Origin of the sequence: Azospirillum humicireducens (assembly GCF_001639105.2) — a bacterium.
GTDB lineage: Bacteria > Pseudomonadota > Alphaproteobacteria > Azospirillales > Azospirillaceae > Azospirillum > Azospirillum humicireducens.
Genome location: NZ_CP028904.1, coordinates 37198 through 54359, shown reverse-complemented (window position 1 = coordinate 54359; position 17162 = coordinate 37198). Strand labels below are relative to the sequence as shown.

Sequence of the window (17162 nt, the reverse complement as noted above, 5' to 3'; positions counted from 1 at the left end):
CAACCACGGATGACCAACCCCGTCTGCCAGATCGTCGGCTTCGGCCCCGGCTGCACCAGCTTCCTCATCGCCGCCGACCGCCGGGGCATCCTGCCGGAACTGCTCGCCCGCGGCCTGCTGATCCACGAGCGTGAAGGAAGCGCCGAGGCCCTGCTGCCGGTCGGCGTCAACTACGACATCCCGTCGAACTCCGACGCCTCCGACTTCCTCGACGGCATCGCGCCGGACGGGCTGTTCGGACCGCTGCTCGACGGACCGGCCGGCCGCATGATCCGTATGGCGGGCAACCGGGCGATCTCCCTCCAGCTTGTCGCGCTGCTGGTGGCGGAGGCCCGCCGCCTCACCGTCGAGGCCATGCGGCGCCATCCCAACAGCCGCATCGCCTACGGGGCGACGGTGACGCGGGTCAGCCGGACGGCGGAGGGCTGGCGGCTGCATCTCGCCCAGGGACGCGGCTTCGAAAGTCCCATCGCCGTGCTGGCCGCCGGCAGCGCCCCCCATCTGCCCGACGGTCTGCGCCGCGCCGCCGCCGATGCCGGCGTCCCGCTGCTCCATTCCGACGCGGTGGTACGCCCCTGCGACGTGACCGCCCTGCTGCCCGACGGCGCACGGTCGATCGCCGTGGTCGGCGCCTCGCACAGCGCCTTCTCCGTCCTGCACAAGCTGCTGGAGCTGTATGCCGGCAGCGGCCTGCGGCTGACTCTGCTGCACAGCGGGCCGATCCGCCGCATGCATCGCAGCGCCTCCCTGGCGCGGGCGGCGGGAGAGCGCTTCGATCCTGAATCCGACCTGTGTCCGGCGAGCGGCCGCGTCTTCCGTTTCCAGGGGCTCTATACGCGGTCGCGCGTGCTCTACGAGCAGATCCTCGCCGGCCAGCATCCGATGGTCACGCTGCGCCCCTGCCCCGACGAGGCGGACATCGCCGACGCCCTGCGCGGCATGGATGCCGTGGTCGCCGCCACCGGCTACCGCCCCAACCTGCCGCCGCTGGCCGACGCCCAGGACCGCCCTTTGACCGCCGGCAGGAACGGCAGCGCGGTGATGGTCGGCAGCGACGGGCAATTGCGCACGGCGGACGGCGACGCGCTGCCCGGCCTGCTCGGAATCGGGCTCGGCTTCGGGCGCGACGGCTCGGGCATCGGCGAGCCCTCCTACCGGGGAGCGCCGGTGGGCATCAACATCTTCCAGGGACCGGACGGCGACGCGCTGTGCGCGCGGGCGGCGTCGGTCCTTCAACACGCGGCTGGAGCATGTCTTGAAAAAGAATATCTTTAAGGAGTGGGCCGGGCGCTTCCGCAGCGAAGCGACCGGCGTCTCGGCCAAGACGGAATGGGCCGACCAGCTCACGCGGTCGCGCAATGCCGGCCCGCGCATGGAGAACCAGACCAGTCTCGACCCGCGCTCGCACGGGGCGGGGACGCTGGCCGTCCATGCCGGCACCTACAACGATCCCATCACCGGGGCGGTCGGCACCCCGGTCTTCGCCAGCACGACCTTCCTGTTCCAGCCGGAAAGCTACGAAGCCTTCGACCAGGGCATGATCCGGGACTACCCGATCTACAGCCGCTACGGCAATCCAAGCCAGTGGGCGGTGCAGGAGAAGATCGCGGCGCTGGAGCATGCGGAAAGCGCCATCGTCTTCTCCTCCGGCATGGCGGCGATCAGCGCGACCCTGCTGGCGCTGACCAACCGCGGCGGCCACATCGTCACCGCCCGCGACATCTACGGCGGCAGCTACAACCTGATGCGCGAGGACATGCACCAGTTCGGGCGCAGCGTCAGCTTCGTCGACCCGACCGACGCCGCGGGCATCGAGGCGGCGATCCAGGAGAACACCGAACTGCTGTTCTTCGAGACGCTGACCAACCCACTGCTGAAGCTGGCCCCGGTGCGCGAGCTGGGGGAGATGGCGGCGCGGCACAACCTGTTCCTGGTGCTCGACAACACCTTCCTGTCGCCCTGCTGCCTGACCCCCATCGACCACGGCGCCCACGTCGTCATCCACAGCGGCACCAAGTATCTGAACGGCCACAGCGACCTCGTCGCCGGTTGCGCCGCCGGCAGCCGCAAATACATGGACATGGTCTGGGGGCAGATGCTGAAGCTGGGCGGCAGCCTGAACCCGCAGGACTGCTCGCTGCTGGAACGCAGCATGAAGACACTGTCGCTGCGCATGAAGGCGCATTGCGAGGGCGCACGGGAACTGGCGCACTGGCTGGCGGCCCACCCGGCCATCGCCCGCGTCCACCACCCCGACCTGCCCGGCTATCCGTATCCCTGGGCGGCGGATCTGCTGGTCAAGGGTGCCGGCGGGATGGTGTCGTTCGAGATGAAGGGCGGCGACCGCGCCGGTCTGAAGCTGATGAGCGCGCTCACCCTGGTCCAGGCGGCGACCAGCCTGGGCGGCGTGGAATCGCTGATCAGCATGCCCTTCAACACCAGCCACAGCAGCCTGATCGAACGACAGCGCCGCGAGATCGGCATCAATCCCGGCCTGATGCGCCTGTCGGTCGGGATCGAGGACGTCGCCGACCTCAAGGCGGATTTCACCCAGGCGCTGGCCACCATCGGGGACATCAACGAATGAAGAACGGCATCAACGTCGCCGCCGTCAGCGAACTCGTCCACGAGATCCGCAAGGTTCCCGGCGAGAACGAGATCCTCTACGGCGTCGGGCTGGAGTGGCTGGGCGGGCTGGCCATGGAGATCCGCACCCTGCCGCTGCGCTTCGGCAGCAAGCGGCTCGGCCGCGACTTCTCCTTCCGCGCCGGGCACCACACCGATCCCGGTCCGACGGCACCGCCCACCCCGGCCGACTATTTCATGACCGGGCTCGGCGCCTGCATCGCCAACATCCTGGTTCAGGGCGCCTCCTACAAGGGCATCACCATCGACCGGCTGAAGGTGGAGGCGGCCGCGCGTCGGGCGCGCACGCGCCTGACCGACCTGTCGGCGCTGGTGAACCTGACCGCCGACGGAAGCTGGTGGCAGTACAAGCAGATGATGATGAACGTTGCGCGCTTCTCGCCCAACTACATCACCGTGACCCTGCCCAACGCCATCGAACTCGACTACCGCCACCTGCCCTCCGGCTTCCGCAGCGGCGGCCTGTTCGCCCCGGCGGAGGAAAGCGGCGGCACGGTTGGCGACGCGGAGGGCAGCGACCCGCTCGACCTCGGCGTCGACGTGGCCTGGCGCAACGCCACCCAGTTCGACGTTAGCCTCCGCGACCGCCGCTGGCGGCAGGAACGCTGGTCGCTGCCGGCCCGCTTTCCGGTCGACCAGCCGGTGCCGGCCGCCGGGCTGAACGAGGCGCCCAACCCGCAGGAATACATCCTGGCGGCGGTCGTTGCGGATCTTGCGCAGCAGCTCGTGCTGGTCTGCCGGGGCGAGGGACGCCCGCTGCGCCAGTTGAACGCCACCATGCGCTGCCGGCTCGACATGAAGGGCTGCTTCAACCTGTTCGACAAGTCGGCGGTGCAGTTGCAGGACAACCGCATCGAACTGTCCGCCGTCAGCGACAACAGCGAGACTGACATGCGGCGCTTCCTGCGCATGGCGCAGGACTCCTCGCCCTGCTGGCAGGCCTTCGTCAACGCCACGCCTGCGGCGCTTGAGCGCGCCGACTGAGCGCATCCCCTTGTTCCAGCCGGCGATTCGTCCATCGCCGGCTGTGAAACCTCCCGCTCCGGCCGGACAGGGATGCGATGCCCGGTTAGAATGAGCGCCGCACGCAGCCCCCAGCCTTCCCGAACGAAGGCCCTTTGCCCGCCGTGCCAGCCGGAGAGTCCCGCCGCCCCCGCGATGCCCCGCGTGACCGCGCCCACATCGCCGCCGGAGACTCCGGCCATTCCCAATCGCCCCGCATGGCCGCACCTGCATGCCCGCCAAGGACCGATCCGTGATGGACTCGCCGCAGCCCCTCCCCGACTGCACCGACCGCATTGCCATCATCGGCGTGGCCGGCCGCTTCCCCGGCGCCGGCTCCGTCCCCGCCTTCTGGCGGATGCTGGAGCGCGGCGAATCCGGGGTGGTGCGCGGCCCCTCCGGCGGCGAGGGCCGGGTCAGGTCCTGCTTCGCACTGGCCGACAAGGAGTGCTTCGACGCCGCCTTCTTCGGCTTCGCCCCGTCCGAGGCGGCTCTGATGGACCCGCAGCACAGGCTTTTCCTGGAAACCGCCTGGCATGCGATGGAGGATGCCGGATATGGCGGCGAGGGCGGGAATCTCCCCGTCACCGGGGTCTTCGCCGCCGCCGGCTTCAACGATTACGTCCTGCGGCATGTCGGTCCGCGCTCCTACGCCGATGGGGCGGCGGAGTGCTTCGCCATGCTGATCGGCAACGACAAGGATTTCCTCGCCAGCCGCACCGCCCATGTGCTCGACCTGACCGGGCCTGCCAGCGTGGTGCAGAGCGCCTGCTCCAGCGGGTTGCTGTGCGTTCATCAGGCGGTGCAGTCGCTACTGCAGGGCGAAATCGCCATGGCGCTGGCCGGGGCGGTGTCGGTGTCGATGGACCTCGAGGAGGGCTACCGCGCCGACCCAGGCGGACCGATGTCGCCGAGCGGCACCATCGCCCCTTTCTCGGCCGGCGCCGACGGAATCGTCGGCGGCAACGGGGTCGCCGCCCTGGTGCTGAAGCGGCTGGACGACGCGCTGGCGGACCGCGACCATATCTATGCCGTCATAGAGGCGACGGCCGCCAACAATGACGGGCGCGACCGCGCCAGCTTCACCGCCCCGGGCGTTGCCGGCCAGGCCCGCGTGCTGGCCGAGGCGCTGGGGCTGAGCGGTCGTCAGGCCGACGAGGTGTCCTACATCGAGGCGCACGGCACCGGCACGCCCATCGGCGACCCCATCGAGGTCGAGGCGATCAAGCGGGTCTACGGCGCCGGACGCACGCCCTGCCTGATCGGCTCGGTCAAGGCCAATGTCGGACATCTGAACACAGTGGCCGGGCTGGCCGGCCTGCTGAAGGCGGTGCTGGTCGTGCGCAGCGGCACGGTGCCTCCGACGCTGAATCTGGCGGGAGTCAGCCCGCTGCTCGCCCTCGACGGCACGCGCTTCGCGATCTGCGACCGGGCGACCGAACTGCCCCGGGATGGGGGACGGCTGGCGGCGGTCAGCTCCTTCGGCTTCGGCGGCACCAACGTGCATCTCCTCCTTGGCCCGCCGCCTGTCATCGAGACCGGCGTGGAGGAGCGAAGCCCGGTCCTGCTGGGATGGTCGGTGCGCTGCGAGGGCGACCGGGCGGAGCTGGACCGCCGGCTCGCCGACGCCTGGGCAGCCGAGCCGGACCGCCCGCTGGCCGACGATGCCGCCACCCTGCTGCATGGCCGCCGCCGCTTCGCCCACCGCCATGCCGTCGTCGCCGCGGACGCAGGCGAGGCGGCCCACCGGATCGAAGCAGGCGCGCTCATCCGTCCGCGCCGCGCGGGTGTGGCCCCCTCCTCCGGTCCGGGACCGCTGGTCTTCCTGTTCCCCGGCCAGGGCGCGCAGTTCGCCGGCATGGGGGAGCCCCTTTACCGCAACCTCCCAGGCTTCCGCGACCGCATCGACCGCTGCGCCGCCCTGCTGGAGCCGCTGCTCGGCCGCGATCTGCGCGACCTGCTCTATGGAAGGGACGACGAGGCGCTGGTCCCGACCCTGCACAGCCAGCTCTCGCTGTTCGTCACCGGGTACGCCCTGGCCGGCACGCTGACCGAGGCCGGACTGCGGCCGGCGGTGCTGCTCGGGCACAGCGTCGGCGAATATGTCGCCGCCTGTCTGGCCGGCGTCTTCCCGCTGGAGGACGCCTTGCGGCTGGTTCATGCGCGGGGCCGCCTGATGGCCGGGCTGCCTCCTGCGGGGATGCTGGCGGTGCAGGCCGGGCCGGCGCGGCTGGAGCCCCACCTGCATGGCGCCCTGTCGCTGGCCGTCATCAACAGCGCCGACCGCTGCGTCGTCGCCGGTGCGCCGGGCGCCCTCGACACCCTGGCGGAAAATCTGCGCCGCGACGGCATCGCCAGCCGGCGGCTCGCCGTCTCCCACGGTTTCCACTCCCATCTGATGGAACCGATCCTCGACTCCTTCGCGGCGGTCTGCCGGACCGTCGCCTTCGGCCGCCCCTCCTGCCCGGTGCTGAGCAACGCCGATGGCGGCCTCGCCGATCCCGGCGCCATCGCCACGCCGGACCATTGGGTGCGCCACCTGCGGCGGACCGTCCGTTTCTCCGACAATATCGAGACCCTGCGCCGCCATTGGCCCGACGCCACAGCGCTTGAACTGGGGCCGGGCAGCAGCTGCACCGCGATGATCGGACGCGGGGACGCCGGCGTTGCCGCCCTGCCGACGATGGTGACGCGCGACAGCCAGGCCGTGGATTTCCTCGCGGCGCTCGGCCAGCTCTGGGTGGACGGGCACGACATCGGCTCCGACCTGCCGATCCTTGGCCGCGCGTGGCGGCGCAGACCTTTGCCCGGCTATCCGTTCCAGCGGGTGCGCCATCTGCTGCCTCCTCTGGCGGAGCAGCGGGGTCCGTCACCGGACCGCGTCCTTCCCCCGGACGAGCGTTTCTTCGTGCCGCAATGGCGCTCGGCCATCTGCGGCCGCCCTGCCCGGCCGGGGAGGGAGGGGATCGGCGGACGGCCGCTCCTGCTGTTCCTGCCGGATCGTTCCATCCCCTTCCCGCCGCAAGCCGGCGCACTGCGCGTCCATCCCGGATCGGGATATCGGGAGGATCCGGACTGCTCCTTTCAACTCCGTCCCGGCAGCGCGGCCGATTTCCGCCTTCTCGCCGCCAGGCTGGAGGAGCGCGGCGTCCGCGACGCCGTCTGCCTGTTCGGCTGGCTGCACGGCCGGGATCCGGCGAACGACAAGGCGAAGGGCCATGACAGCCTCGTCAGGCTGGCCCAGACCCTGCTGCCCGGCGGAATCGTCGGCCATCTCCTTCTCGTGACCGACCGCCTTGCGGCGATCGCCGGCACCGAGACGCCCCGCTGCGAGCAGGCGCTGGCGCTCGGCGTGCTGCGCGCCATCCCGTTCGAGCATGCCGGCGTCCAGGCAAGCTGGCTCGATGCCGACCGCCTTCCCGACCCGTCCATCCTGGCGGAGATCGAGGCCCGGCGCCGCGCCGATCCGGCACTGCATGCGCTGTCGCTGGGGTTGCGGAACGGACGCCTGTGGGAACGGCGGATCGTGCCGGCGGACCTGCCCGAAGACGAGGATGCCGGCCACCCGATCCGTCCGGGCGGCACCTATGTGGTCACCGGCGGCACCGGCGGCCTGGGGCTGGACCTGCTGCGACGGCTCGCCCGCTGGCGCTGCCACCTCGTGGTGATCGCCCGCAGCCTTTCCGCCGAGCTGTGCGCCGACCCGTCGCGCCATCCGGTTTTCGCCGACTGCATTGATCGGGGAGCCACGCTGACGCTGGTTGCCGGTTCGGCCGACGACCGGACCCTGCTCGACGCCATCGCCGCGGCCCTGCTGCGCGAAGGCCGCCCGGCGAACGGCATTTTCCATCTGGCCGGGCGCTATGTTCCGCAGACGCTGCAAGATCTGACCCTGGCCGAGCGGGACACCAACCACCGGGCCAAGCTGCTGGGCGCGCAAGCGCTGATGGTGGCCTTCGCCAGTCACATGCCGGATTTCCTGGTCAATTTCTCCTCGCTGGCCGGGGAGACCTCCGGATACGGCAACGCCGACTACATGGCCGCCAACCTCGCGCTCGATTTCCTGGCAGGGTCCGGCACAGCCCCCTTCCCCGTCGTCACCATCGGCTGGGACAATTGGGAGAAGCTGGGCGCGCTCGGCCAAGCAACCGGAGACAGCGCGATGTTCCTCGGGCGCAAGGAGCGCGCCATCGCGGCCGAGGACGGCTTCACCGCCCTGTGGCGGATCCTGCGCAGCGGCCACGGTCATGTGCTGGTCAGCCCCACCGACATCGAGCAGCGCCTGCGCGAAGTCGACCGCACCGCAAGGGCACGTCACGACCTCACCGGCAAGCCGCCATCCCCAGGGGCGGACGCCGCCACGCTCCCCGCCGACGGCCCTCCGCTGGAAAGGCTGGCCATGCTGCTCTTCGCGCGGACGCTGGGGGTCGAGACGCTGTCGCCGGCCGACGATTTCCTTCAGCTCGGCGGCGATTCGATCATGGCCGTGCGGCTGCTGTCGCGGCTGCGCGCAATCCTCCAGGTGGAGTTCGCACTGCCAGACTTCCTGGCGAACCGCACCCCCGCCCTGCTGGCCCGCCGGCTCGACGACATCCCCGGCGCCGCGACCACGGCACTCGCGTATCTGCACATCCAAAGCCTGTCCGAGCAAGACCGCCAATCGCTGCGCCGCCAAGCCGGCCAGACCTGAACCGGCCCGCAGGACCATCACGTTTTCCCAAGGACCCGCGATCATGCCCTCCGACACCCTGACCGCGCCGCCCTTCGATCCGGCGCTGCTGAGCCGGCTGCTCGACCTGGACGAGACGGCGCCGCCGGCGCCCGCCGGCGATCCCGACCCGCACGCGCCCTTTCCGCTGACCGAAATCCAGCGCGGCTATCTGCTGGGCCGGGATCCGGACCTGCCGCTGGGCGGCACCGCCTGCCAGTTTTACTACGAGATCGATTGCGAGACGCTGGATGTCCGGCGCTACCGCGACGCCTGGGCCCGCATGGTCCGGCGTCATCCGATGCTGCGTGCCGAGATTCTCGACGCCACCCGCCAGCGCGTCCGCGAGATGGTGCCGGACCTCAACATTCCACTGCATGACTGGAGCGGCGGATCCGAAGCCTGCGCCGAACGGGCGCTGGCGGCCCTGCGCCGCCGCCTCGCCCGCGACCTGCCGGCGCGCGAGCGCTGGCCGCTGTTCGACGTGGAACTGAGCCTGTGGCCGACCGGCCGCACGCGGATCCATCTGCGCTTCGACCTTCTGGTCACCGACCAGCAGAGCATCCTGACCATCCTCGACGAGGTGGCACGTCTCTACCGCGATCCGGGCCTGCAGTTGCCGGAGCCGGAGATCACCTTCAAGCAGGTGATCGAAGGCCGGACGAGCGACGACGGTGATCGCGCCCGCCGTTACTGGTGCGCGCGGGCGGCCGACCTGCCGGCGGCGCCGCAGCTGCCGATGCCCTGTCCTCTGGAGCGGATCGGCCGCCCGATCTACGAGCGGCTGTCGCAGCGGATCGAGCCCGCCCCCTGGAACCGGCTGAAGGTCCTGGCGGCGGAACTGGGTGTCACGCCCTCCTGCGTGCTGCTCGGCCTCTTCGGCGAGGCGCTGGCGGTGTGGAGCGAGACGCGCCACTTCTGCTTGAACATGACACTGTTCGACCGGCCGGCGGTCCATCCCGACATCGACCGCGTCGTCGGCGACTTCACCACCAACCTGCTGTTCGAGATGGATCTGCGCCTGCCGATGCCCCGGCGGGAACGCTTCGCCCGGCTGCAGAACGCGCTATGGCGCGACATCGAGCACAGCGCCTTCAGCGGCGTCGCGGTGATGCGCGAGATGGCCCGGGCGCGCGGGCATCTCGAGGGGCCGCTGATGCCGGTGGTCTTCACCAGCACGCTCAGCCAGAACGACGCCCGCCTGTTCGCCGACGCCCAGGCGCAGCCGGGCCGTCCGGTGCTGTCGCTGTCGCAAACCCCGCAGGTCATCCTGGACAATCAGGTGATGGAGTGGGAAGGGGCGCTGCTGGTCAATTGGGACGTGGCGGTCAATGCCCTGGCGCCGGAGGTGGCGCGCGACCTGTTCGACCGCTTCACCGGGTTGATCGCCGAACTCGCCGACGATCCGTCGCGCATCGACCGCGCCTCCGCCGCCATGCCGGATCCAGACGCCGCGATGATCGAACCTCCTCTCGTCCCGCCGGGGCCGGAGGACGGCAAGGCGCGGCTCGCCGACGCATGGCTGCAAGCGCTGCCCGGCTGCGGCGACCGGCCGGCGATCCGCACCTCCAACCGCATTCTGACGCACACCGCCCTGGCGCGGCGGGTGGCCGGCATCGCTGCCTCCCTGCGGGAGCGCGGCCTCGGGCGCGGCGCCACCGTCGCCCTGCTGCTGGAGAAATCCCCCGACCAGATCGCCGCCTGTCTGGCGGTGTCGCTGGCCGGCGCGGCATATGTCCCGGTGGACACCAACCAGCCGGCCGCGCGGCAGGCGCGGATCCTCGCCGACCTGCGCCCCGACCTGCTGCTGTACAAATCCCAGCTGCCTGAAAGCCTGCGCGACATCGTTGCCGGCCGCTCTCTCGACCTCGACGCCACGGGCGACGGCGATCCGGCCGGGCTGGCGGCACTGGAGGGCGCCGGCCCGCAGGACTGCGCCTACATCATCTACACCTCCGGCTCGACCGGACAGCCCAAGGGCGTGACGGTGACGCACGCCGCCGCCGTCAACACCATCCGCGACGTCAGCCGCCGCTTCGGCATCGGCGGGGACGATTGCGTGCTCGGCCTGTCGGAGCTGCATTTCGACCTGTCGGTCTATGATGTCTTCGGCGTGCTCGGCTGCGGCGGGGCGCTGGCGCTGCCCGACCCCGATCAACAGCGCAACCCGGCCCACTGGCACCGGCTCTGCGCCGAGGCCGGTGTGACGCTTTGGAACACGGTGCCGGGCCTGTTCGCCCTGCTGGCGGATTACCACGAGGTCGGCGGCACGTCCCCGGCCCCGGCGCTGCGCACCGTCCTCCTCAGTGGAGACTGGATCCCGCTCGATCTGCCGGAGCGGGCATGGCGGCTGTGGCCGGCCGCGCGGATCGTCAGCCTGGGCGGGGCCACCGAAGCAGCCATCTGGTCTATCGCTCACCCCATCGACTCCGTCGACCCGGATTGGACCAGCATTCCCTATGGCCGGGGGCTCGGCCGCCAGCAGGTCTTCGTTCTGGACAAGGCGCTGTCGCTCTGCCCCCCCGGCAAGACCGGCGATCTGTTCATCGCCGGCGACGGGCTCGCCACCGGCTACCACGGCGATCCGGAGAAGACGCGGCGCCATTTCTTCCCGCATCCGCGGACCGGTCTGCCGCTCTACCGCACCGGCGACCTCGGCCGCTATCGGACGGACGGTGTGATCGTCTTCCAGGGGCGCGCCGACGGACAGGTCAAGATCAACGGCTTCCGTGTCGAGACCGGCGAGATCGCCCGCGCCCTGAAGACCCACGCCGCCGTCGAGGATGCGGAGATCCTCGCGGTCGGCGACGGCCGTCACCCGCGGCTGGCCGCCTTCGTGAAGAGCGCCACCGTGCCGCCGCCCGCCCCTTCGTCGCTTCAGGATCATCTTGCCGCCCTGCTGCCCGGCCACATGCTGCCGGCCCATTGGGGCTTCGTGGAGGCGTGGCCGCTGACGGCCAACGGCAAGCTCGACCGCAAGGCGCTGGCCGCCGGGCTGCCGGCCCAACCAGCGCGCACCGGCAGGGCGCCGGCCGGCGACGCGGTGGAGGTTGCTGTGCTCGACATGGTGGCGCGGACGCTGAACCAACCCGCCGTCGCGATGACCGACAATCTCGTCGCTTTGGGGGCCACTTCGCTGGAGCTGATCGCGCTCGCCAACAGGATCGAAACCCAATACGGCTGCCGCCCCGCCCTGACCGAGCTGGCCCGCGCGGTGGCGATGCCCGATCTGGTGGCGCTGGTGCGCGGCCTGACGGCCAACCGGACCGACGCTCCGATCTGGCCCGGCGAGCGCCGCCTGCGCGACCGGCTGAGCCGCAGCCGTGCCATCGCCGATCCGGTGGCGCGGCGGCTGTTCAAGAACGGGCTGGCCCGTCCGGTCTTTTCCGGCGAGTCCGTCCCCCTCGACCGGGATGACGTCCCGATCGCCCAGCCGAACCGGCGGAGCTGGCGATGCTTCCACGACGGCGTGCTGCCGCTGGATGCACTCGGCCTGCTGCTCGGCGCGCTGCGCCGCCACCATGCCGATGGGGAGGAGCGCTTCCAATACGCCTCGGCCGGCGGCCTCTACCCGGTGGAAACCTACCTGCTGATTCCCGATGGTCGGGTCGAGGGGTTGGCGGGCGGCGGCTACTGGTACGACCCGGAAAGCCACCGTCTGGTCGCCTGTTCGGCGCCGGAGCGGATCCCCGACCTCGGACGGCTCAGCGCCGGCAACCGCGACTGGGTCGGCCAAGGCCGGTTCCTGATCGTCTTCGCCGCGGCGCTCGACCGCATCCTTCCGCTCTACGAGGGCGCCAGCCTGCCCTTCGCGCTGATCGAGTGCGGCGCCATGTGCCAGCTTCTCGAACAGACCGCCGCCGGACTGGCGGAGGACGGATTTGCAGAGCGCGGGTTGCCCGACATCGGCCTCTGCCAGCTCGGCGACCTGCCGCCGGAGGAGCTGTCGCGCCTGCTCGGGTTGCCGCCGGACCGGCTGTATCTGCACGGGATGGTCGGCGGGATGATCGATCCGGAACAGGCCGCCGCGTGGCGCGCCACCCCCAAGAGCCATGCGCCGCAGGCCATGACCGAGGGCACGCTATGAGCCTCCCTCAGCTGCTCGACGAGCTCGAGCGCCACCGGATCCATCTGTGGATCGAAGGCGGCCAGCTCCGCTTTAAGGCTCCGGCCGGGGCGATGACCGCCGACCTGAAGGCACGGGTCCAGGCGCACAGGCAGGCACTGATCGATCGGTTCAGTGCGGGCGAAGCGGATGGAGCCGCAGCGCCCGGCCTGCGCGCCGATCCCGACAACCGCCATGCTCCCTTCCCGCAGACGCCGATCCAGCAGGCCTATCTGGTCGGCCGTTCAGACGCGCTCGACCTCGGCGGGGTCGCCGCCAACAGCTACATCGAGTTCGAGCGCCTGCCTGGACGCAGGGGCGTGGATTTCGCCCACGCAGAGGAGTGCCTGAACCGGGTGATCGCCCGCCATCCGATGCTGCGGACCGTGCTGCGGCCCGGCGGGCAGCAGGTGGTGCTGGAAACGGTGCCGACCTACCGCATCCCCGTCACCGACATGACCGGTTTGCCCGAGGCAGAGCGGGCCGGACGGATTGCCGGCCTGCGGCGGGAGATCGGCGAGAAGGTCCGCGATCCTGGCCATTGGCCGCTGTTCGACCTGCACTGGACGCGCGACGGCGACCGCGTGCGGCTGCATTCCTGCGTCGATCTCATCGCGCTCGACGCCTGGAGCAGCCAGCTTTTCTTCCGCGAATGGTTCGCCATGCTCGACGGCCAGCCCGAGCCGCCCGCCCCCGCCCTGACCTTCCGCGACGTGGTGACCGCCGCCCAGGGGGCAGACGCGGAAGCCGAGCGGGCGCGCGCCTGGCGCTATTGGGACGCGGCGCTCGACGCCCTGCCCCCGGCACCCAGTCTGCCGGCCCCGCGGCGGAGCGGCGGCGGAGAGGGAGAGGAGGCGGGGCGAGGCCGCTTCACCCGCCTCCACGGCCATCTGCCCAAGGCGCGCTGGGATGCCTGGAAGCACTTCTGCCGCGTCCGCGGCGTGACGCCGACCAGCGCGCTGGCGACGGTTTTCGCCAATGTCCTGTCGCGCTGGAGCCGCAACGAGGATGTCGCGCTGAATGTGACCCTGTTCAACCGGCCGCCGCTGCACCCGGACATCACGCGGGTGCTGGGCGAGTTCACCAACACCACGCTGCTCGGCTTCGGCAGCATGGACAGGCCGTTCGCCGAGCAGGCCGCGCGGACCCGGACCGCCCTGCTGGAGCGGCTCGAACACAGCGCCGTCTCCGGCGTCGATCTGCTGCGCGAACTGGCGAGGCGGCGGGGTGATTTCAGCGGCTCGCTGATGCCGGTGGTCTTTACCAGCCTGCTGATCGGCGACGATGCCGACGCCGTCGACGCGCTGGGCTGGACACAGGTCCATGGCGTCAGCCAGACCCCGCAGGTGGCGCTCGACCATCAGCTCTACGAGGAGAGGGGGGGGCTCGGCTTCAACTGGGACGTTGCCCGGACGGCGCTCGATGTCGACGCCGTGGCCGCCGCCTTCGCCTGCTATAGGCAGACGCTGGAGGCTCTGGCCGACGACGAGACGCTGTGGGACCGTCCGCTTGACCGCCGACCGCCGACCGCCCAAATGGCGGTGCGCGACGCCATCCACCGGCCGGCCCCCGCCGCGGCGCCGCCCGCCGACGGCCTCGCCGGCGCATTCTGGAACCGCCTTCCCCACACGGCCGAGGCCGACGCCCTGCTGTGGAGCGGCGGGCGGCTCAGCCATGGCGATCTGGCCCGTCGCGCCGCCGGTCTGGCACGGAGGCTGCGCGACGCCGGGGTGCGGCCGGGGGATCGGGTTGCGGTCCAGCTCGACAAGGGGCCGTTGCAGGCGGTCGCCGTGCTGGCGGCGCTGCATGCCGGTGCCGCATTTGTGCCCATCGCGCCCGACCTGCCGGCAGCGCGCGTCGCGCCGATGCTGGAACAGGTGCGGCCGGCGGTGCGGATCGTCGCGGCGGACGGCGCACAGCCGGCCGGGGACGGCACGCCCGACCTGCCCATCTCCCTGGGCGACCCGATGCCCGATGCCCCGTTGGCCGAATTGGCAGCGGAACGTGCGCCGACCGGCCCCGGCGAGGTGGCCTATGTCATCTTCACCTCGGGATCGACCGGCATCCCCAAGGGCGTCACGATGACCCACGGGGCGGTGCACAACACGCTGGACGACATGGCCTCTCGTTTCGGCATGGGGCCGGACGACCGGGTCTTCGCCCTGTCGGCGCTGAGTTTCGACCTGTCGGTCTACGATCTGTTCGCCCCGCTCGCCGCAGGCGCGGCTCTGGTGCTTCCCGATCCGGGACAGGAGCGCAACCCCGAGCATTGGCACCGCCTGATGGCCGCCCATGGCGTGACGGTGTGGAACTCGGTGCCCACGCTGCTCGACATGCTGCTGGTGTGGTGCGGCGGCGCCGGAACCGCGCCGCCTGCCGGGCTGCGGCTGGCGCTGGTCAGCGGCGATTGGGTGCCGCTCGGCCTGTGCGGCCGGCTGCGCGCGCTGGCGCCCGGCGCAAGGCTGGTGGCGCTTGGCGGCGCGACCGAGGCCGCCATCTGGTCGAACTGGCAGGCGGTGGACGAGGTGCCGGACCATTGGACCTCCGTCCCCTACGGACTACCGTTGCGCCACCAGCATTACCGTGTGCTGGACCGGTACGGCGCCGACCGCCCCGACCTCGTGACCGGCGAACTGCACATCGGCGGGCTGGGGCTGGCATCCGGCTATTGGGGCGATCCGGACAGGACCGCCGCCGCCTTCATCGAGGCGCCGGACCGCGGCGGACGGCTCTACCGCACCGGTGACCTCGGCCGCTTCTGGCCGGACGGAACACTGGAGTTCCTGGGACGCGAGGATGGGCAGGTGAAGCTCGGCGGCCACCGGATCGAGCTGGGCGAGATCGTCCATGCGCTCGAACGCCACCCGGCCGTGGCGCGCGCCGCCGCCCTGATCCAGGGCGTGACCGCCTCCTGCGGCGAAGGGGAGCGGAGCAGCGGCGGCCAGCTGGTCGCCCATATCGCCCGGACGGAGGGCAGCGCCCCGACCGAGGCGGACCTGCGGGCACACTGCCGCAATCTGCTGCCGGGCTACATGGTTCCGCGCCGCATCGGCGTCCACGCGGCACTTCCGCTCTCGGCCAACGGCAAGATCGACCAGCGTGCGCTGACGGCCCTCCTGCCCGATCCACAATCCGAACCGCCGCCCGATCGGGACGGGCGGGGCGCCATCCCGTCCATGCCGGCCGGGCCGCGTGCCGCCCTTCGCGACATCCTTCTCCACGCCATCGGCGGAGGCCGGTCGCTGCCGCCGGACGCCGGCTTCTTCGAACTGGGCGCCACCTCCCTGGCTCTGGTCGAGGCGCATGCGCGCATCCGCAACGAGTTGGGGATCGACCTGCACGTCACCGACCTGTTCGTCCACAGCACGCTGGCGGCGCTGGAGGCTCACATCCGGACGCTTCCCCCCGCCGGAGTCGACGTCAACCGAACCCCGGACACCGCGCGATGACGCATCTCCTGACAATGGCCCCGCTGGCCGGCCACGACCCGTTGGCTCCACTCGCCGGCGCGGCCGATCTCGCTGACTCCGTGGTCTTCCTGTCGCCCTCGGAGCGCCTCGTCGGGCAGGGAATCGGCGATCAGGCCGGACCCGCTGAAACGGATCCCGATCCGGCCCGCCGCGTCGCCCACCTGCTGGAGGCCGCCCGGCGCGCCGGGCGCGCGCCGGTCGTGATGGGCGCCATCCCGTTCGACCCGTCCGGCCGGAGCCGGCTGGTCGTGCCGCGCCGCCTGGACCGGCTGTCCCCCGCCTGCTGGCAGGCCGCGCTGCAGCGGCTCCCCGGACCGCCGGCGCCCCCCCGCCTGCTGCGCAGTCATCCGCGGCCCGACCCCGACGGCTACCGGCGGGCTGTGGAGAACGGGCTGGCCCGCATCGCGGATGGCGAGCTCGCCAAGCTGGTGCTTGCCCGCAGTCTCGATCTGGAGGTTGCCGATCCCATCGACCCCTGCCGGGTCCTGACCGCCCTGATCCGCCGCCACCCCGGAAGCCTCCTCTACTCGGTCCCCCTCCCGGCAGAGGACGGGCGGGAAGCCGGCGTCTTCCTCGGCGCCAGCCCGGAGCTGCTGGTGCGCAAGGCGGGCGGGCGGGTCTTCGCCAACCCGCTGGCCGGCTCCATCGCCGCCAGCCCCGATCCGGCGGAGAACGCGCGCCGCATCGAACGGCTGCTCGCCTCCGGGAAGGATCGGCACGAGCACGCTTTCGCCGCCCACGCCGTCGTCGAGACTCTGCGCCCCTTCTGCCGGACCATCGAGCTTCCCGCCACGCCCGGCGTGGTCGCCGCCGGGCCGATCATCCATCTCTCCACCCCCATCGTCGGTGAACTGCGCGCACCCTGGGCCAGCGCGCTGGACATGGCGCTCGCCCTGCATCCGACCCCGGCGGTCGGGGGCACACCGACCGCCGGGGCCGTTGCCGCCATCGCCGAACTGGAGGGCTTCGACCGCGGCCTCTACGCCGGCATGGTCGGCTGGTGCGATGCCGCGGGCGACGGCGAATGGGCGGTCTCACTGCGCTGCGCCGAAATCCGCGGCAACCGCGCCCGGCTGTTCGCCGGGGCAGGCATCGTCGACGGTTCCCGGCCCGAGGCCGAGCTGGAGGAGACCGCGACCAAGCTCAAGACCATGTTGACGGCGCTGGGGTTGTCCGCGGCGGAGCCGACCGCGCCGGGCTTCTGACCATACCGTTACCGCTCCCATCCCAT

7 protein-coding genes are annotated in these 17162 nt (G+C 71.5%); all 7 read left to right on the top strand.

The window, feature by feature from the left end:
* Window positions 1-9 precede the first annotated feature (9 nt).
* The 7 genes from A6A40_RS22420 to A6A40_RS22390 all read left to right on the top strand — a co-directional run bounded on the left by A6A40_RS22420 (window position 10) and on the right by A6A40_RS22390 (window position 17136).
* Window positions 10-1275 carry a SidA/IucD/PvdA family monooxygenase gene (locus A6A40_RS22420; RefSeq protein WP_108548114.1) on the top strand — a complete coding sequence of 422 codons (1266 nt, stop codon included), beginning with the start codon at window positions 10-12 and terminating at the stop codon, window positions 1273-1275.
* Complete coding sequence (locus tag A6A40_RS22415) at window positions 1256-2587, top strand: trans-sulfuration enzyme family protein (RefSeq protein ID WP_236783964.1); 1332 nt, start codon at window positions 1256-1258, stop codon at window positions 2585-2587. Before A6A40_RS22420 ends, A6A40_RS22415 begins: the two co-directional genes overlap by 20 nt.
* The gene (locus A6A40_RS22410; protein ID WP_108548113.1) at window positions 2584-3630 is read left to right on the top strand and encodes an OsmC family protein; all 1047 of its coding nucleotides are present in this window, start codon (window positions 2584-2586) and stop codon (window positions 3628-3630) included. The genes A6A40_RS22415 and A6A40_RS22410 overlap by 4 nt, the downstream gene beginning before the upstream one ends.
* Window positions 3631-3904: 274 nt before the next feature.
* Window positions 3905-8338, top strand: a complete 4434-nt coding sequence (locus tag A6A40_RS32220; protein WP_158279342.1) for a type I polyketide synthase — start codon at window positions 3905-3907, stop codon at window positions 8336-8338.
* 43 nt (window positions 8339-8381) lie between these two features.
* A complete protein-coding gene (locus A6A40_RS22400) occupies window positions 8382-12443 on the top strand; it encodes a non-ribosomal peptide synthetase (protein ID WP_108548111.1) in 4062 nt (1353 codons plus the stop codon).
* Window positions 12440-15910 (top strand): non-ribosomal peptide synthetase, encoded by a 3471-nt coding sequence (locus tag A6A40_RS22395; RefSeq protein ID WP_108548110.1) that lies wholly within the window; start codon window positions 12440-12442, stop codon window positions 15908-15910. The genes A6A40_RS22400 and A6A40_RS22395 overlap by 4 nt, the downstream gene beginning before the upstream one ends.
* The gene (locus tag A6A40_RS22390; protein ID WP_108548109.1) at window positions 15907-17136 is read left to right on the top strand and encodes an isochorismate synthase; all 1230 of its coding nucleotides are present in this window, start codon (window positions 15907-15909) and stop codon (window positions 17134-17136) included. The genes A6A40_RS22395 and A6A40_RS22390 overlap by 4 nt, the downstream gene beginning before the upstream one ends.
* Window positions 17137-17162: the final 26 nt, after the last annotated feature.